This window comes from Vreelandella zhuhanensis, from assembly GCF_009793355.1.
Lineage (GTDB): Bacteria > Pseudomonadota > Gammaproteobacteria > Pseudomonadales > Halomonadaceae > Vreelandella > Vreelandella zhuhanensis.
Genome location: NZ_WTKP01000010.1, coordinates 23,612 through 41,780 on the forward strand (window position 1 = coordinate 23,612; position 18,169 = coordinate 41,780).

The following is an 18,169-nucleotide window of genomic DNA, read 5'->3' on the forward strand; positions in this document are numbered from 1 at the left end:
CTCACGCTTCTCATCCATGAATTGCGCTACATAAGCGTTGGCGTGACGAATGATTCGCTTGGCTTCCTCGGGGTAGTCACGATAAATAATCTTGGTTTTGCATGACAGTATACAGAAATGGCTTACTATACGGTCATTATCGAAAATCCAAAGAGTTAATCAGAATTTCCTTAGTCTTTCTAAACGCATCAAAAATCTTTTCCAGTGACGTTTTATTTTTTTCCTACCTATTATCCTAATAACTGAGGATAACTTCAAAAACCCCCTATCTCCTATTCCATCGACAATCCAAAGAAACACTTCATCATCACCCCTGCATTGGTATAAAACATTTTTTTCTTTGAGGTCACAAACAATAATATTATTCTTAATCAAGTAATCCTTAAGCGTTAACAACCCACTCCATAAACTCTCATCAACTCCTTTATTCAATATATAATCTTCTAAATTTTTAGCTGGCTTACCATTTGAGTCCATAATAAAATCAAAAACCAAACCTGCGCCTTTGTCCGTCTCGACCCACCCATAGCATTTAGGTATATGAAAAAAACTCTTTCTATTTAGAGCTAAATAACTATAATAGCCTGCCTCTTTTTCATTTTGTTTTTTATTTCTATCTCTTCCATGCGAAACTTTAACACAAAAAAACTTACCTTTATCCTTATATAAATAACAGTCCCTTTCCGATCCTGACGAAAACAAAGCATCTTCATTTAATTCCAACTTACTTTTAAGATAAAAATCATTCATATTTATATTAAACAACCAAGAATTTCTTAATCAAATATAAAACGGTCTCTTCACGCTCTACAATAAAACCTATTTGCATAGTTGCTAACATTTCTAAACATTTCCCTTGCCTAAACTGGTATTAAACACATAATATTATTTATTTTATTCATTAAATTAATCATTAATTAAACCATATCTTTATTTTTTTTTCAAATCGCAAAAATTGTTTCTTAGTTTTTCTGCGCGCATAGAATGGAAAAAGAATATATAAAATATTTTTTATACTTAACCCTTCTCTTCCCCCAACTCCATCAATAAGAACCAACTTACAACCTGACGCATCTTTTCTTACCATAATATTTTTTTCATTCGGCTCAGTTACTGCAACACTATATTTTAAACAGTATTTCTTGAGCTCTTCAGCCATTTCCAATACAGTTTCACAAGACAATTCCTCATATTCTTCTTTTATAAAACTTTTTAAAACTAAAGAATCTGAACCATCTTCGTCAACCACCTTATCAAAGACAACGCCATAGCCCATATTTGTTGAAACCCACCCATAACACTTAACCAAACAAGGCACTTCTTTTTTTTTAAAACTCAGTGATTTTAAATAAAACCATTCTATCAAGTTTTCTTCCCAGCCATCTTTTCTCTTTTTAACTTTTATGCACTTTCCAGAATCATCAGGATGCTGAAAACAAAACCTTTTATTACCTTCCGCTAGCAGCGCCCTTTCTTCGAGATAAAAATATTCCACAAGCTAAAAACCTCATAAAATAAAAATCTATTTTGAATACCACATATTCAAAATATTATAACTTGATTGCCATTTTTAAATTAACACTGACAAGTAAATATCATAATACTTTTTAGCGTAAACTTCAGCACTGTAGTTCTTTAAAATAACTCTAGCTTCTTTTTTTAAATTATTTCGCATAGATAAGGAAAAGTACAATTTTTTCAATTCATTAACTAGAGAACTAACATCTTCTTTACCAAAGAGAAGTCCCGTTTCTCCATGTTTCACTATGTCTGGGATTCCTCCTACATTCGATGCAATGATGGGGACTCCTGCATCCATAACATCGAGCAAAACAGACCCAAGCCCTTCATTACGAGAAGGAAAGGCAAACACATCCAGTCCAGCCAAGTAATCGCCGATATTTTCTTTGAATCCCATCCATGTAACATTTCCCTGATCAGCAGACTCTTGTTGAAGAATGGCAGCATCTTTTCCTTCACCAAAAAAAACAAAATGAATATTCGGATACTCTGTTTCTACTAATCGAGCTGCTTCCAATAATACTCGCTGTCCTTTTGTCCTATCCACTAACGCTCCAGCATGACCAACCAAGAATTTACCAGGAAACTCATTTCTAAAAGACTCGCTAATTTTTTTTGAAAAACTGAAACCTGAATAAGCATCAGCAATTAAATCTACTTCCCCCCACCCCCGAGCACTAAGCCCTTTCTTAATGGAATAGGAAATAGCAATTCGTCGCGCAGCGTGACGATAACACCATTGATTGCTTGCCTTTTTGCGCACCGGTGAGTTCACCCGCCGGGTTATAATATAGGGCGTTCGTTTGGTAAGATAGTGCCAACAAGCCCAATGTACACCTTTTGCATCATGGGCATGTACAATGTCAGCATCTTTTATCAAGGAGTGACCTGCTAACTGATGGTTTGCCTTGATAAATTTTAGCCCAACTACCTCTGATAGAAGCTTACGCAAAGGTGAATCTTTTCGACATACCAAAATTTGCTGCAAATCATTGTAACTAGAGAGAGCCTTAATCAATAAAGCTGTTTGCCGTTCGCCACCTCCAAAGCCTTTTGCCAAGTTTACATGGACCAGTTTCAAGATTTTCTCCTTTCAATAACTACCAGATTTTATTAAAATTTTCTTTTTCACGCACAAAAGGGTCACGACGATACTCAAGAAGCTTAGCATATTTTAAATAACTATTAATCGCTGCGCTCATGGAAACTGTCATTCCATCGACTCCCTCCAAAAACCCCCGCTGGAAAAAATATTTCTTTAAAAAAGCACTACTTCCATGAATAAACGGCGAAAAAGCATTTACCTTTTTTCCTTTTTTATACAAAATTTTTGCCGCTCGCCCACTAAAATTCCTTCCGGGCTTAGCAAACAACTCACCTATATTTGAGAATGAATAATGAACTAAGTCCGCGTCAATAAATTTTACATTATCTGTCTCAATGCTAGAGTGCTGTTCTACTTTCTTAAACTGACATATATCTTTGTTATAAAGACGCACACAAAAATCTGGATACCACCCACATTGACGAATCCACCTGGAACCAATCATGTTTCGACGGCGAAAAGCATAAGCATTGAAAGAAGCATTTTCAAAATCTATTTCGTTTATTCTTTTCACCGCCTCAGGCATTAATCTTTCATCGGCATCAATGCTTAAGATCCACTTATTTTTTACATATTCATTAGCAATATTCTTTTGAAAACCATCGCCTAAATAGTTCTGAAAAACTACTTTCGCACCCTTTGATTTAGCTATTTCCACTGTTTTATCAATACTTCCAGAATCCACCACGACAACTTCATCGCATACCTGAAGCACAGAATCTATACATTCTCCAATGTTTGACTCTTCATTCAATGTTATAATATTGGCACTAATCATTTTAAAAACCTAGTTTTATCAGGCTTGTAATTAAAAATCCGTAAAAAAGAATTTCACTCTATGAGGCATCGATTAGTATAATTTACGGCTTCATTAAATTCGAATCTAACAGAAAATTTTATCATGTTGAGAATATTTTTTCCCATGTCATCCATCAAAACACATCACTGGGCCCTATCCATCATCGGTCTATGCCTTGGCTACACCGTTGCTGTATTGACGCGTTTGCCTCTCTGGTCGCTGCTGCCCATCGCAGCGTTGTGGGTAGCGGCCGGCCTCAAGTGGAAATGGGCCGACCCTGCTTCTCAGCTACGTTACCGCAAGGTATGGCCTTGGTCATTGGTACCCCTCGTTCTGGGCGGGCTCTACGTCTACCTTGCTGCCAGTTTCGGTAACGTTGATTTGGGCGCTGTGTTCTTTCATCTTCAGGCGGGGATGAGCGAGCATGGTGGCTCGGGTCGAACAGTGGCAGCTGTGCTCTATACCCTCAGCATGGTGGCCTTGTTATTTTCGGTCACTTGGCTGGTACGCCGCGACCAGCGCTGGCGGCGGGCGGAAAGATTTCTCGCTCTGGTGCTGCTAGCCGCCAACCCCCTGCTTTATGGTCTCGGCCAACGCAGTGCATCCATCGTTACCGATGACGGTGCTTGGCTGGAACGCCGTTACACGCCTCCCGTACTCTCGGAACAAGAAAATCCCCCCAACCTCTTGCTGATGTATCTGGAAAGCATCGAGCGCACCTATGCCGATGAGCGATTCGGTGAGGCCTATACCAGTCTCAATAAATTGGGCGAGACAGGCGTAGTATTCGAGGGAATACGCCAGATGGACAATACCGGCTGGACCATGGCGGGCATGATCGCCAGCCAATGCGGCGTCCCCTTGATGCCGGCAGGACTATTGCACGATAGCCAATTTGAACCGCTATCCAAAGTGGTGCCGGGTGTGGATTGTCTCGGCGATCTCCTTGCCGAACGTGGTTATCAATTGAGTTATCTGGGGGGTGCCAGCACGCAATTTGCCGGCAAAGGTCTATTCTATCGTGGCCACGGTTTTAATAGGGTACAGGGTCGGGAAGCGCTCGAACCCCAACTTGATGACCCGGAGTACACCAATAGCTGGGGCATCTATGACGATTCCCTCTATGACTTCACCGTCAAAGAAATTCGACAGCTGGCAGCAAAAGATGGCCCTTGGGGGCTGGTCAACCTGAGCATCACCGGTCACGCACCAAGCGGTTATCCAACACGCGCCTGTCGTGAACGTCAAGGGGAGTTCGATGGTCAGGATATTCTTTATTCCGTGGAATGTTCCTCTTGGCTGGCGCGCAATCTCATTGAACGGCTCCAGACAGAGGGATTGCTCGATAACACCTTGGTAGTGCTTATGAGTGACCATCTCACCATGCGAGTATCCGTATGGGATGAATTGGTCACGATGGAGCGCGACAATACCCTCATCATGCTCAGTGATGACCTTGAGCCGGCGCGCATACAGCGTGAATCTTCCATGCTGGATGTCTTTCCTACGTTACTCGATGCCCTGGGATTTACTCTCGAGGAAGGGCGCGCCGGGTTAGGCGTATCTCTGCTGGGTGACTCCCCCGCTACATTGGTGGAGAAGCATGGGCTGGAGGTCGTCAACGAACGTCTGCAAGAAGAAACCGCCCTGCAACAACGCTTGTGGGAAGGCCTGGCACCCAAGAGTCGCTCTTCCGAGGAATTCCCTTTCGATCAGATGCTGGAAACACCGGCTGACCAAGCCGATCAAATCATTATTACGCATTAAGCGCTCTTCTCAATCCAGCCTGGTAGGTATCAGATTGGCTGGCGCCTTTGCATCACGGACAACTGCTTGATAAAGCCGCGACACTTCCAACTGGTTCAAACAGTTGGTATGGCCCAGCGGGCAAGTGCGCTTGAAACAAGGCGAGCAGGAAAGCTCAAGGCTATGAATGATGGCATTATCGGTCAACGGTGGTGTATAGAGGGGTGATGACGAGCCATAAATGGCTTGCACCCGGGTGCCCACGGCCGCTGCCACATGCATCAGTCCCGAGTCATTGGTGACCACTTGCTGGCAATCCGCCAGCAAGTCAACTGCATCGGCCAGCTGCGTCTTGCCACACAGGTTATGCGCATGCACCAACCCCTCGACAATGCTATCGCCGGCAGCGACATCCTTGGGGCCGCCTAGCACGCGAATCTCGAAACCATCCTCAACCAGCTGTTTGGCCAGGGCGTGAAAATGGGCCAATGGCCACTGCTTGGCTGGACCGTATTCCGCCCCCGGCATCATGCCGATCGCCGGACGTGAGGAAAGCCCATGCGCCAGGCGCAGATTGACCAAATTATCGCAGTCGATTTCCAGGCGCGGCGCAGGCATAGCAAACGTTCCCGAGATGGCTTGCTCCTGCGAAAGGCCGAGCGAGACAAAGCGTTTGACGGTTTGGTTGAGCATGCTTTTATCCAGCTTGCATCGTTCATTGAGCAGGCCGTAACGCTGCTCACCCAAGAATCCGATACGCCGGGGAATGCGTGCCATAAACGGCACCAAGGCCGCTTTCCAAGAACGCGGCAGCACAATCGCCTGGTCAAAGCGCCCTTCCAGGCGTTTGGCCAATTCACGGCGTGCTGAAAAGCCGAATTCGCCATGTCCCACCGTCAGCGGTATCACCTCGTCGACTTCGGGCATACGACCAAGAATCGGCTGTGACCAGGCCGGAGCGACCACCCCTAGGTAACTTCCCGGATAGCGTCTTTTCAAGGTGATAAAAAGACTCTGGGTCATGACCATGTCACCGACCCAGGAAGGACCCACCACCAGAATGCGAGGTGCGTTATCCACCATTCAAGCGCTCCATATAGGCTTGCACACCTTGAGCGACGGTCTTGAAGTCAATGTCGCAACCCGCTTCGCGCAAGCGACTGATATCCGCCCGAGTGTAACTTTGATAACGCCCCTTGAGCTCTTCGGGAAAAGGAATATAGTCGATTTTTCCTTGCTGATAATAGTCAATTACCGCTTCACCAATGGCCTTGAACGGTTCGGCTCGACCGGTGCCCAGGTTGAAAATGCCGGATTTTTCCGGATGATCGAGAAACCATAAATTCACATCCACCACATCGCCGACATAGATGAAATCGCGACTTTGCATGCCTGCGTCGTAACCATCCCAGGCACCGAACAACTTGAGGGTTTCCCCGTTGCGTACCTGGATATGATGATGATAAGCCACGCTGGCCATCTTACCCTTGTGCTGTTCACGAGGCCCATACACATTGAAATAACGAAACCCCACCACTTGGGTGGTCAGCTCGCTCCAGCGTGAACGCACGTATTGATCGAACAACAGCTTGGAGTAGCCGTAGACATTCAGCGGCTTCTCGCATTCCGGGGTTTCTCGAAACACCTCGCTGCCCCCATAGGTGGCGGCAGAAGAAGCATACAGAAAGGGAATGCCGCGCTGCTGGCAGAAATTCAACAATACCTTGGAGTATTCAAAGTTGTTCTCCAGCATGAAATGCCCATCCCATTCGGTGGTATCCGAGCAGGCGCCCTCATGAAAGATGGCTTCGATTTCAGGCAAGTCACTTTTTTCACCGTGCAAAGCCGCCTTTATGCGTGCCAGGAAATCATCCTTATCCAGATAGTCGCCCAGCGTTGCATCCGCTAGATTGAGGAACTTGGTACCGTCGCGCAGATCATCCACCACCAGAATATCGCTGCGTCCACGGTCGTTGAGTGCCTTGACCAGATTTGATCCGATAAATCCGGCACCGCCTGTGACTACTATCATGCTGCTTTCTCCCTCATGTTAAGAGTCTTGGCCTGCGTGCCTATAACCCCTGTCCCTGGGATTGTATACTTGACCTCTTCTGAATTCATGGCCAACGGTGCTTTCCGCGATGACTGTCTCGACAAACAGCTCGACAACCGGGCCGACACCAGACGTGTCGACCTTTCAAGGCTTGATTCTCGCCTTGCAACAATATTGGGCAGAAAAAGGCTGTGTGATCCTCCAGCCACTGGACATGGAAGTGGGTGCAGGGACCTTTCATCCCGCGACCTTTCTTCGCGCTATCGGCCCTGAGACCTGGAATGCGGCCTATGTACAGCCTTCGCGCCGCCCTACCGATGGCCGTTACGGGGAAAACCCCAACCGCCTGCAACATTACTATCAGTTTCAGGTAGTGATGAAGCCTTCACCCAGCGAGATCCAGGAGCTCTACCTAGGGTCACTCAAACACCTCGGCCTCGACCCCTTGGTTCATGACATTCGCTTTGTCGAAGATAACTGGGAGTCACCCACCCTGGGAGCCTGGGGGCTGGGCTGGGAAATCTGGCTCAACGGCATGGAAGTGACGCAGTTCACTTATTTCCAGCAAGCCGGAGGCATTGAATGCTACCCGGTGACTGGTGAGCTGACCTATGGCCTGGAACGCATTGCCATGTACCTTCAGGACGTGGACAGTGTCTACGATCTGGTATGGGCAATCGCCCCGGATGGTAGCCGCGTTACCTATGGCGACGTCTATCTACAGAATGAGCGTGAGCAATCAGCGTATAACTTCGAACACGCGGATGTGGAGCACTTGTTCGCCGCCTTTGACCATCAGGAACGCGAGTGCGGAAAGTTGCTGGAAGCCAGGTTGCCATTACCCGCTTATGAGCAAGTGCTCAAGGCCTCGCACACCTTTAATCTTCTGGATGCCCGCCACGCGATCTCCGTGACCGAACGTCAGCGCTTTATCCTGCGTGTTCGCGCCTTGGCACGCGATGTGGCTCACGCCTATCTGGAATCACGCAAGGCCGCCGGCTTCCCCATGGCACCGGAAGCATTGCGCCGTGAACTACTCGCCGAACAGGGAGATGCATAAATGGCTGCGACCACCTTATTGCTGGAACTAGGCACCGAAGAACTGCCACCTACAGCCCTCGACGCTCTCTCTGATGCACTGGCCACAGGCATTCATAACGGCCTCAAGCAAGCCGAGGTCGATTTTTCTTCAATAACCGCCTATGCCACCCCAAGGCGGCTGGCCGTTCAGGTCAAGGAACTGGCCGACAAGCAGCCTGACCGTAATGTAGAACGCCGTGGTCCTGCCCTGGCGGCGGCGTTCAAGGAAGGCGTGCCCACCAAGGCAGCGCAAGGTTTCGCCCGCTCCTGCGGCGTCGGTGTGGATGAACTGATTCATCTGGAAACCGACAAGGGCACCTGGCTGGGCTATCGCGAGCAGCAACAAGGCGAGACCATTCAGACCCTACTCCCTGAGATCATTCGCCAAGCGATCGCCGCCCTGCCGGTTCCCAAGAATATGCGTTGGGGCGCCTCCCGGGTGGAATTTTCCCGCCCCGTTCATTGGCTAGTGGTACTTTACGGCAACGAGGTGGTGCCGACCCAAGCCTTGGGGTTGGACGCTGGACGTACCACGCGCGGGCATCGCTTTCATGCACCCGAGGCAATCGAGCTTTCTCACGCCGAAAATTATGTCGGCGTGTTGGAAGACGCCTATGTACTGGTGGACCGTCAGCGGCGACGCGAACGCATTCGTGAGCAGGTGCTTGCCGAAGCGGAAGTTCAGTACGCCGAAGCGGTGATTGACGAAGCACTGCTCACCGAAGTCAGCGGCTTGGTGGAATGGCCCGTCGCCTTGACAGGAAGTTTCGATGAACGCTTTCTGGAAGTGCCGGCGGAATGCCTGATCTCTTCGATGAAGGCCAACCAGAAATACTTCCATCTTCTCGATGCCGACGGCAAGCTCAAGCCGCTGTTCATCACGATTTCCAATATCGACAGCCATGATCCTCAGCAGGTGATTGCCGGCAATGAAAAGGTCATTCGCCCGCGTCTGGCCGATGCCGTTTTCTTTTATGAAGCGGATCGAAAGCAACCCTTAGCCGCTCGCCTGTCTGACCTGGAAAACGTGGTATTCCAGCAGCAACTGGGCACCCTGGCCGACAAGACACGACGTATTGGTGCAGTCGCTGGCGCTATTGCCGAGCGTACTCATTCAAACGTGAGCTACGCCGAACGCGCTGCCGAGCTTGCCAAGTGTGACTTGGTTACCGAAATGGTACTGGAATTTCCCGAACTCCAAGGCATCATGGGGCACTACTATGCTGCCCAGGATGGTGAGCCCAAGGAAGTCGCCGAGGCCATTGAAGAGCAATACCTGCCACGCTTTGCCAGCGATATCATTCCGCACACCTCCACCGGCAAGGCCTTGGCATTGGCGGATCGCCTGGATACCCTGGTCGGTATCTTTGGCATCGGACAGCGCCCCACCGGCGCGAAAGATCCCTTTGCGCTACGCCGTGCCGCTATCGGCGTACTCAACATCCTGGTCAAGGGTGAGCTGGATCTCGACTTGCGCGAGCTTCTCGAATTGGCCGTGGCGCAATACAGCAATCTGCCCAAGACTGAAGGACTGGTAGAAGAGGTGCTCACCTATCTACTGGATCGCTTCCGTGCCTGGGGGCAGGAAGAAGGCATTTCCGTCGAAGTCTACCTGGCAGTACGTTCGCGCCCGGTGTCCAAGCCGCTCGACTTTGCTCGCCGGCTTCGCGCGGTCAAGAACTTCACTCACCGTGAAGAGGCTGCGGCCCTAGCGGCAGCCAACAAGCGTGTTTCCAATATCTTGAGCAAACAAGGCCATGACGGCAGTACTCAAGTACAGGGCGAGCTTCTCCAAGAACCTGCTGAACAGTCGCTGTTCAAGGCCTTGTCGACACGTCGCGATAGCGTCATGCCGCTTTTTGCCGCGGCGCATTACATGGAAGCGCTTGATGCGTTAGCCACATTGCGTGAACCGGTCGATGCTTTTTTTGACCAGGTAATGGTGATGGCCGAAGACGATGCCATCCGGCGTAATCGAATGGCGCTGCTCGCCAGCCTGCAAGCTCTATTTCTGGAAGTGGCGGATATCGCGCAATTGCAGCAGTAACCTTGCCAGCAGCATTTTTTATCTGCTATTTCCTAACCCGGCGGCTTATGTCGGGTTTTTTGTTTCACGTGAAACACCTTGATTCTCGCATTTTCAATTGGCATGTTTCACGTGAAACATTAAAAACCTCATAATTCACTAGGCCCCATTTATGCCCTCTGCACAGAAGCTGGTTATTCTTGACCGAGATGGCGTGATCAATCAGGACTCCGACGCCTATGTAAAATCATTGGATGAATGGATTCCTTATACCTCGTCAATACATGCTATAGCTCGACTTTCGAAGGCAGGCTTTACAGTAGCCGTAGCCACCAACCAATCCGGAATCAGCCGTGGCTACTATGCTATTGCCACCCTGGAAGCCATGCATAGTCGTCTGCATCAGTTGGTCAGTCAGGCGGGAGGAAAGATTGCGTATGTCGCAGTCTGTCCTCATGGGCCAGATGATAACTGTGAATGTCGTAAACCCAAGCCGGGGCTTCTAGATGAAATTCGTCATGCATTACAGCTAGAGACGCTTGAAGGTAGCTGGATGGTGGGCGACAGCCTGCGCGACCTGGAAGCAGGCGAATCGCGGGGATGCCAGCCTATTCTGGTAAGAACCGGCAAAGGGAGGTTGACTGAGGCTCAGGGCAAGGGATTGGAAAATGTTCGTGTGTTTGAGAATCTCCAAGCGTTTACTGATTGGCTGCTCTCAAAGTAAATCACCTCATTTGCTGATGCATAAAAAACGCCGCTCAAGGCGGCGTTCTTATGTTTCACGTGAAACATCTATACTCAAACATCCAGGTTGGCAGCCAGCGCATTGGTTTCAATGAAGTCACGCCGTGGCTCAACTTCGTCTCCCATCAATGTATTGAACATCATGTCCGCAGCAACAGCATCTTCAATCGTCACACGCAGCATACGGCGACTATCAGGGTCCATGGTGGTATCCCATAGTTGGTCCGGGTTCATTTCGCCCAATCCCTTATAGCGCTGCACGGAAAGACCACGTTGCCCTTCGTGCATCAGCCATTCCAACACCTCACTAAAGGTATGGATAGGCTTCTGCCGTTCACCACGCGCAATGTAAGCACCCTCTTCCAACAAACTATCCAGCGTTTCACCTAGGCTTGCCATCGCACGGTAGTCAATGCTCTCGAAGAAATCGAGTTCCCATTGATAGTCCGTCGTCACACCATGTGCGACCAACGAAACCGCGGGTAAAAACAGGCCGCGCTCAGTGTCCTCTTCCAGGCGGAAGTAATAACGTGGTCCGCCCTCATAAGCCACCATCGCGTCCATTTGTTGTTGCAGATAGTCGATCCAGTGCTGCATGGTAATGCGATCTTTCAGGCTCTGCTCGCCATTCAAGCGCGCCGCATGCACCACTTTGCGCAGAGCTTCCTTGGGATAGACCCGTGATAGACGATCAATCCGCTTCATCACGTCACGATACTGGACAACCAATGCTTCAAGCTGGGAACCGGAGATACCCGGTGCATCCGCATTGACGTACAGGCGCGCACCGTCCAAAGCGGTGGTGGTGAGATAATCCACCATGGCTTGCTCGTCTTTCAGATAGAGCTCTTGCTTGCCACGCTTGATCTTATATAGCGGAGGCTGGGCAATAAATACATGACCACGTTCGATCAGCTCCGCCATCTGGCGAAAGAAGAAGGTCAATAAAAGCGTACGGATGTGCGAGCCATCAACGTCGGCATCGGTCATGATAATGATCGAATGGTAACGCAGCTTATCCGGGTTGAATTCTTCACGGCCAATACCGCACCCCAAGGCGGTAATCAAGGTACCCACTTCAGCAGAAGAAAGCATCTTGTCAAAACGCGCCTTCTCGACGTTCAGTATCTTGCCCTTGAGTGGCAAAATAGCCTGGGTACGCCGGTCACGCCCCTGCTTGGCGCTGCCCCCTGCTGAATCACCCTCGACCAGGTAGAGCTCCGACCGGCTAGGATCTTTTTCCTGACAGTCTGCAAGTTTACCCGGCAGGCCCGCGATATCCAGAGCGCCCTTGCGCCGGGTCATATCGCGTGCCTTACGCGCCGCTTCCCGAGCCCGAGCGGCATCTAGCATCTTATTGACGATGGCTTTGGCTTCCGAGGGCTTTTCAACAAGATACTCGGAAAACAACCGGCCCATTTCCTGCTCAACAGCGGTTTTCACCTCACTCGAAACCAATTTGTCCTTGGTTTGCGAGGAGAATTTCGGGTCTGGAACCTTGACCGAAATAATCGCCGTTAGCCCTTCTCGTGCATCGTCACCCGTAGTGCTGACTTTGGATTTTTTCAGCAACCCTTCAGCTTCAATATAATGATTCAGGGTGCGCGTCAAAGAGGCACGAAAGCCCGCAAGGTGGGCACCGCCATCGCGCTGGGGGATATTATTGGTGTAGCAGAAGATATTTTCTGTGAAGGTGTCATTCCATTGCATGGCCACTTCCACCTCAACCCCATCCTCACGCACGGCATTGAAATGAAACACCGGGTTCAACACGGTCTTGTTAGTGTTCAAGTGGTTGACGAAGGCTTTCAACCCACCTTCATAATGGAAGCGTTCTTCCTTACCACTACGCTCATCCGTCAAGCGGATGGCTACGCCGGAATTAAGAAAGGAGAGCTCACGCAAACGCTTGGCGAGAATATCGAAATGAAATTCAATATTGGCGAAGGTATCGGTAGAGGGACGGAAATGCACGCGGGTGCCACTTTTTTCCGTCTTGCCCACCACCGCTAGAGGCGCCTGAGGCACCCCATGATGGTAAATTTGCTCAAATACTTCGCCTTGGCGCCAGATGGTTAGCCGAAGCTCTTCAGACAGCGCATTGACCACGGAAACACCGACGCCGTGCAACCCACCGGAAACCTTATAGGAGTTGTCGTCAAACTTTCCCCCTGCATGCAACACGGTCATGATGACTTCTGCAGCGGAAACGCCTTCGCCCTCATGCAGTTCCGTAGGAACACCACGTCCGTTATCACTTACCGTGACGCATTCATCGGGATGGATGATGACGCGGATCTCACTGCAATGACCAGCCAACGCTTCATCAATGGAATTATCCACCAGCTCGAACACCATATGGTGCAAGCCCGTCCCGTCGTCCGTGTCGCCGATATACATACCGGGACGCTTGCGTACCGCATCCAGGCCCTTGAGAACCTTAATGCTTGATGAGTCGTAAGCTTGTTCGCTCATTGACCACTCCGTCGTGAAGTCTGTCGTTCCAACATCGCCTATTCTTCCAAGAGCAGCTGGCTTTCGCCATTGCTCTTATGTTTCACGTGAAACGTGCGTACCGGGGTGGCAGCATGCCATACGTTATTCAAGGCGCTCGGTTCAACACTGGTGATAAATGCCTGGCACTGCATTTGCTCGAGCAGCTGACAGAAACGTTGCCGATGCTGGACATCAAGCTCTGCCGGCAAATCATCGATAAGGTACACACAATGCCTTGCTGTGATGCTTTCCAGAAGCCGGCCCTGAGCTAACTTCAGTGCACTGACTACCAACTTTTGCTGGCCTCTGGAAAGCACCTCGACAGCGGGCTGTTTGTTGAGGCGTATCTTGAGATCGGCACGCTGTGGCCCCTGTTGCGTGAATCCCATCTGTCCATCGCTCCCTCTGGCCTGAACCAGCACTTCCGCCAAGGAGCGGGACTTATCCCAGCCACGCGAATAACTCAACGTTAACCCGGTAAGGGGGAGCAGCGCCTGGAGAGTTTCTTCGAACACCGGCAGAAACTCCTTGAACCAAGTTTGGCGTAACCTATCTATCTGGTCACCCCAAACGGCCAATTCTCTTTCCCAAGCCGATAACAGATCCGGCTCTATTCTACCATGTCTAAGTAGGGCATTCCGATGTTTCAACGCCCTCCTGACTCGCTTCCAGATAGTCAAAAATTCATGTTTCACGTGAAACACACCCCAATCGAGAAATTCCCGCCGTCCACTCGGAGAACCTTCCAATAACCGAAAAGCGTCGGGATTTATCAGCTGGATAGGTAATGCCTCTACTAACTGGGAGAGACGCGACACCTTTTGCCCCTTGAGCCGCATTTCCAGCTCACTGGTGGCCCGGGTGCGGCGTACTCCTAGGCTGACTGGAGGGTCAGCCACTATACTCCCGTAAAGAGTGAGCGAAGGAGCCGTATGGGCAATGACGTGCTTGAGGTGACGGGTACGAAAGGAGCGGCCCATGCCCAAGATATGAATACCTTCCAACAGACTGGTTTTACCACTGCCGTTATCGCCGTGGATTACATTGATACGCTCAGACGGAGCCATCTTCAGAGACTGAAGATTTCGCAGGCCTTGAAATACCAATTGATCCAGGCTCATTACGATTCTCGATAGGAAAGGCTGTGACAAAGCAGCGGAAAAGAATGGCAAGACAAAGTACTAAGCAAGCAAAGCACTGATGTACAAGCGGAGACGGCGCTACTGAATCATCAGCCGCGCCGTCCAGTCCTTTAACCGTCCAGCACCTTACAGACGCATCGGCATCACCACGTACAAGGCATCTCCACCGCCGGGCTCTTCGAGCAAGGCACTGCTATTGGGGTCTGCCAACGTCATCTGGACACGGTCTTCATTGAGTGTCGCCAGTACATCCACCAGGTAACCGACATTGAAGCCCATCTCCATGGCCGGACCACTATATTCCACGCTGACGTTTTCCTCCGCCTCTTCCTGCTCGGGATTGTTGGCCATCACCTTGAGATTGCCTTCTTCCAGGTGCAGCCGAACGCCACGATATTTTTCGTTGGATAGAATAGCGGTACGTGAGAGCACCTGGCGCAGCTGGGCACGCTCGGCAATCAGTACCTTGTCGCCGCCTCGCGGTACAACACGCTCATAATCAGGGAATTTACCGTCGATCAATTTTGAGGTGAACGTGAAATCTCCCGTATGCGCCCGCACATGGGCCGCGCCCAATGTCAGGCTCACAGGCTCGTCACTGTCATCCAGCAACCGTGATAATTCCAGGATGCCCTTGCGAGGCACGATGATCTTGTAAGACTGTTCAAGCGCCACGTCGATCGGACGAGAACACATCGCCAGACGATGGCCGTCGGTGGCCACGGTACGTACAAGATTGCTTTTAATCTCCAGCAACATTCCATTCAGGTAATAGCGAACATCCTGTTGTGCCATGGCAAAGGAAGTGGCTTCAATCAAATGCTTCAAGGTGCCGCGTGGCAGGCTCAGTTCCTGACTACCCTCGGTGTCTTCAATATTGGGAAATTCCGCCACAGGTAGGGTGGAAAGTGTAAAGCGTGAGCGCCCGCTACGCAGTACGGCACGTCCATCTTCCATGCCCAGCTGGATCTCCGCTTGATCCGGCAATGACTTGCAGATATCCATCAGTTTACGCGCTGGCACCGTGGCACTGCCGGACGTTTCCACATGGCTTGCCACGGTACGCCCAATCAGCTCGACTTCCAGATCGGTACCGGTCAACGCGACCTGATCGCCTTCTACCTGTATCAGCACGTTGGATAACACAGGCAGCGTCTGGCGTCGTTCTACCACGCCAGCCACCAGTGTCAGCGGGCGCAGCAATGCCTCACGGGAAATAGTAAATTTCATCAACACTCCGGGCTTATTCTGGAAACTTGGCCAGACGATTTGGCCAGACAACTTGCGGCCGACTCAGTGTATCAGCTGGTCAGAAGACGCAGTAGGTTCTTGTAATCCTCACGGATATCCGCATTTTCTTCCTGTAGCGCCTTCACCTTGCGACAGGCATGCAACACAGTGGTATGGTCCCGCCCGCCAAAGGCATCGCCAATCTCCGGCAAGCTGTGGTTGGTCAACTCCTTGGCCAACGCCATGGCTACCTGCCGAGGCCTGGCTACCGAGCGTGAACGCCGCTTGGAAAGCAAATCCGCTAATTTGATCTTGTAGTATTCAGCCACCGTACGCTGGATATTATCCACACCCACCTGCTTGTCCTGCAAAGCCAGCAGGTCTTTAAGGGATTCGCGGATAAAATCCTGAGTGATCGTCTTGCCCATGAAATGGGAGTCCGCAATCACCTTCTTCAAGGCACCTTCCAGCTCCCGCACGTTGGAACGAATTTTCTGAGCAATAAAGAAGGCGGCATCATGCGGCAAATCGACCTTGGCCTGGTCGGCCTTCTTCATCAGAATCGCCACCCGGGTTTCAAGCTCGGGCGGTTCGATTGCAACGGTCAAACCCCAGCCAAACCGCGACTTCAAGCGCTCCTCCACCCCACTGATCTCCTTGGGATAACGATCGGAGGTCAGAATCATTTGCTGACCACCTTCCAGAAGAGCATTGAATGTGTGAAAGAATTCTTCCTGAGAGCGCTCTTTGCCGGCAAAAAACTGAATGTCATCAATCAGTAGCGCATCGACACTGCGATAGAAACGTTTGAAATCGTTGATCGCATTGAGCTGTAGCGCTTTTACCATATCCGCGACAAAGCGCTCGGAATGCAGATACACCACACGGGCGTTTTCCCGCCGCGTGGCTAACGCATTGCCCACGGCATGCATCAAATGGGTTTTACCCAAGCCTACCCCACCGTAGAGAAACAAAGGGTTGTAAGCCCCACCGGGGTTTTCCGATACCTGACGTGACGCCGCACGCGCCAACTGGTTGGATTTGCCTTCCACAAAGGTATCGAAGGTGAAATTCGGATTCAGTCCACTACCATGCTTGAGACTACCTTCCACCTGAACCTGGCGAGCGTTACCGCGTCGACGATGAGCGGCATTTTCCTCACGCAATTGATCGATTTCACGCTCATCGCCAATATCACCCCGGCGCTGCGTATGCGGCGTGGGCGCCACTGATCTGTGCGGTGCAGCAGAGACAGGATGACCTAACTCCCGAAGTTGAGGTGCCGACGTAGCGGGACGACGACTGCCCACCGTCAGGCTCACCTTGGGCGGTTTGGCCGGTGCCAGCTCGCGCATCAGCTCACTGATACGCTTGGCGTACTTGTCGCTCACCCAATCGCGTACAAAGCGATTGGGTGCCAGCAAACACAGTTCATTGGACTCCCCTTCTTCCGCCTGCAATGGGCGAATCCAGGTATTGAACTGCTGGGAATTCAGTTCGTCCTGCAGGTAATCCAGGCACTGCTGCCAGAGCGCGAGCGACACACATCTCACCATCGGTTGGAAACGGCCGCACATTGTAGCGCCCCAGGCGCAGGTTATCCACACGTCCTTTGGTTGTCTTTTCGACTGTGGATAACTTAAAAGGAGGGCTTTGGAAAAATACCCCAACAATCGGAGGTTAGCTTGTCAGCCAATATCAACAGCCAGTTTCATTCACAGCTTTCTAACACTCTCTCAACCTTTTTACCCAAGCTTATGCACAGATTTTTTATAACTATATAGCATTGAAATACATTTAAATTTCAAACTTATCCACAATTACTATCCCCACTATTAATAACAGTATTAAAAACCCTATTAAGTTAGTAATTATAACGAAGTAGTTTTTTACATTCAGCCTGCACCAGTCCATTCAAGACCCTTTGTGCACGTTGCCTGAAGGCTTTTGTGCACGGAAGAATTGCACCGGGCTCACGAAGCCTCTACAATTTCCGGTCTTGAATTGAATCTCCCCCGGTCAGAGCCTCTCTATCCGGGGCTCCCTGGAATTCATCTTCCGTTCTAAACCACGTGGGAATAACGAGTTATGAAACGCACTTTTCAACCCAGCGTTCTCAAGCGCAAGCGCGCGCATGGTTTCCGTGCTCGCATGGCTACCAAAAACGGCCGTGCCATTCTGGCGCGTCGTCGTGCCAAGGGCCGTAAGCGTCTGAGCGCCTGATCTC

Annotated in this window: 15 protein-coding genes; 5 read left to right on the plus strand and 10 right to left on the minus strand. The window is 50.3% G+C overall.

Annotated elements, in window-relative coordinates; all coding sequences use genetic code 11:
- Window positions 1–159: 159 nt before the first annotated feature.
- From GPM19_RS13370 to GPM19_RS13385, 4 genes are all read right to left on the minus strand, one after another.
- Window positions 160–750 carry a YrbL family protein gene (locus tag GPM19_RS13370; protein ID WP_160419521.1) on the minus strand — a complete coding sequence of 197 codons (591 nt, stop codon included), beginning with the start codon at window positions 748–750 and terminating at the stop codon, window positions 160–162.
- A gap of 163 nt (window positions 751–913) precedes the next feature.
- Entirely contained in the window at window positions 914–1,495 is a 582-nt protein-coding gene (locus GPM19_RS13375; protein ID WP_160419522.1) for a YrbL family protein, read from the minus strand.
- Window positions 1,496–1,570: 75 nt separating this feature from the next.
- Complete coding sequence (locus GPM19_RS13380) at window positions 1,571–2,602, minus strand: glycosyltransferase family 4 protein (RefSeq protein WP_202114836.1); 1,032 nt, start codon at window positions 2,600–2,602, stop codon at window positions 1,571–1,573.
- Between the two features lie 19 nt (window positions 2,603–2,621).
- Window positions 2,622–3,404, minus strand: coding sequence for a glycosyltransferase family 2 protein (locus GPM19_RS13385; protein ID WP_160419523.1), 783 nt, complete (start codon window positions 3,402–3,404; stop codon window positions 2,622–2,624).
- A gap of 144 nt (window positions 3,405–3,548) precedes the next feature.
- Here GPM19_RS13385 and GPM19_RS13390 point away from each other — a divergent pair, with 144 nt between their 5' ends.
- On the plus strand, window positions 3,549–5,192 hold the full coding sequence (locus GPM19_RS13390) for a sulfatase-like hydrolase/transferase (protein ID WP_160419524.1): 1,644 nt from the start codon (window positions 3,549–3,551) through the stop codon (window positions 5,190–5,192).
- Window positions 5,193–5,201: 9 nt separating this feature from the next.
- Here the strand turns inward: GPM19_RS13390 and waaF are convergent, their stop codons facing one another.
- Window positions 5,202–6,254 carry a lipopolysaccharide heptosyltransferase II gene (gene waaF, locus GPM19_RS13395; RefSeq protein WP_160419525.1) on the minus strand — a complete coding sequence of 351 codons (1,053 nt, stop codon included), beginning with the start codon at window positions 6,252–6,254 and terminating at the stop codon, window positions 5,202–5,204.
- Window positions 6,244–7,203, minus strand: coding sequence for an ADP-glyceromanno-heptose 6-epimerase (gene rfaD, locus GPM19_RS13400; protein ID WP_160419526.1), 960 nt, complete (start codon window positions 7,201–7,203; stop codon window positions 6,244–6,246). Before rfaD ends, waaF begins: the two co-directional genes overlap by 11 nt.
- 109 nt (window positions 7,204–7,312) lie before the next feature.
- Between rfaD and glyQ the strand changes: the two genes are divergently transcribed.
- From glyQ to gmhB, 3 genes are all read left to right on the plus strand, one after another.
- Window positions 7,313–8,284 carry a glycine--tRNA ligase subunit alpha gene (gene glyQ / locus GPM19_RS13405; protein WP_160419527.1) on the plus strand — a complete coding sequence of 324 codons (972 nt, stop codon included), beginning with the start codon at window positions 7,313–7,315 and terminating at the stop codon, window positions 8,282–8,284.
- On the plus strand, window positions 8,285–10,351 hold the full coding sequence (gene glyS, locus GPM19_RS13410) for a glycine--tRNA ligase subunit beta (RefSeq protein ID WP_160419528.1): 2,067 nt from the start codon (window positions 8,285–8,287) through the stop codon (window positions 10,349–10,351).
- A gap of 151 nt (window positions 10,352–10,502) precedes the next feature.
- Window positions 10,503–11,054, plus strand: a complete 552-nt coding sequence (gene gmhB, locus GPM19_RS13415; protein WP_160419529.1) for a D-glycero-beta-D-manno-heptose 1,7-bisphosphate 7-phosphatase — start codon at window positions 10,503–10,505, stop codon at window positions 11,052–11,054.
- Window positions 11,055–11,128: 74 nt separating this feature from the next.
- On the opposite strand, the gene gyrB is transcribed toward gmhB, so the two are convergent.
- From gyrB to dnaA, 4 genes are all read right to left on the minus strand, one after another.
- Window positions 11,129–13,549, minus strand: a complete 2,421-nt coding sequence (gene gyrB / locus GPM19_RS13420) for a DNA topoisomerase (ATP-hydrolyzing) subunit B (protein ID WP_160419530.1) — start codon at window positions 13,547–13,549, stop codon at window positions 11,129–11,131.
- Between the two features lie 38 nt (window positions 13,550–13,587).
- Entirely contained in the window at window positions 13,588–14,691 is a 1,104-nt protein-coding gene (gene recF / locus GPM19_RS13425; RefSeq protein ID WP_160419531.1) for a DNA replication/repair protein RecF, read from the minus strand.
- A 147-nt stretch (window positions 14,692–14,838) separates the two neighbouring features.
- Window positions 14,839–15,942, minus strand: coding sequence for a DNA polymerase III subunit beta (dnaN, locus tag GPM19_RS13430; RefSeq protein WP_160419532.1), 1,104 nt, complete (start codon window positions 15,940–15,942; stop codon window positions 14,839–14,841).
- A 71-nt stretch (window positions 15,943–16,013) separates the two neighbouring features.
- A complete protein-coding gene (gene dnaA / locus GPM19_RS13435; RefSeq protein WP_160419533.1) occupies window positions 16,014–17,486 on the minus strand; it encodes a chromosomal replication initiator protein DnaA in 1,473 nt (490 codons plus the stop codon).
- Window positions 17,487–18,030: 544 nt separating this feature from the next.
- Between dnaA and rpmH the strand changes: the two genes are divergently transcribed.
- On the plus strand, window positions 18,031–18,165 hold the full coding sequence (gene rpmH, locus GPM19_RS13440) for a 50S ribosomal protein L34 (RefSeq protein ID WP_088698236.1): 135 nt from the start codon (window positions 18,031–18,033) through the stop codon (window positions 18,163–18,165).
- Window positions 18,166–18,169 lie beyond the last annotated feature (4 nt).

Bases quoted from the DNA above. Each gene is read 5' to 3' on its own strand.
- glyQ (WP_160419527.1), top strand. From the start codon at position 7,313: ATGACTGTCTCGACAAACAGCTCGACAACCGGGCCGACACCAGACGTG.
- waaF (WP_160419525.1), bottom strand. From the start codon at position 6,254: ATGGTGGATAACGCACCTCGCATTCTGGTGGTGGGTCCTTCCTGGGTC.
- GPM19_RS13370 (WP_160419521.1), bottom strand. From the start codon at position 750: ATGAATGATTTTTATCTTAAAAGTAAGTTGGAATTAAATGAAGATGCT.
- GPM19_RS13390 (WP_160419524.1), top strand. From the start codon at position 3,549: ATGTCATCCATCAAAACACATCACTGGGCCCTATCCATCATCGGTCTA.
- rpmH (WP_088698236.1), top strand. From the start codon at position 18,031: ATGAAACGCACTTTTCAACCCAGCGTTCTCAAGCGCAAGCGCGCGCAT.
- glyS (WP_160419528.1), top strand. From the start codon at position 8,285: ATGGCTGCGACCACCTTATTGCTGGAACTAGGCACCGAAGAACTGCCA.
- gyrB (WP_160419530.1), bottom strand. From the start codon at position 13,549: ATGAGCGAACAAGCTTACGACTCATCAAGCATTAAGGTTCTCAAGGGC.
- recF (WP_160419531.1), bottom strand. From the start codon at position 14,691: ATGAGCCTGGATCAATTGGTATTTCAAGGCCTGCGAAATCTTCAGTCT.
- gmhB (WP_160419529.1), top strand. From the start codon at position 10,503: ATGCCCTCTGCACAGAAGCTGGTTATTCTTGACCGAGATGGCGTGATC.
- rfaD (WP_160419526.1), bottom strand. From the start codon at position 7,203: ATGATAGTAGTCACAGGCGGTGCCGGATTTATCGGATCAAATCTGGTC.
- dnaN (WP_160419532.1), bottom strand. From the start codon at position 15,942: ATGAAATTTACTATTTCCCGTGAGGCATTGCTGCGCCCGCTGACACTG.
- GPM19_RS13385 (WP_160419523.1), bottom strand. From the start codon at position 3,404: ATGATTAGTGCCAATATTATAACATTGAATGAAGAGTCAAACATTGGA.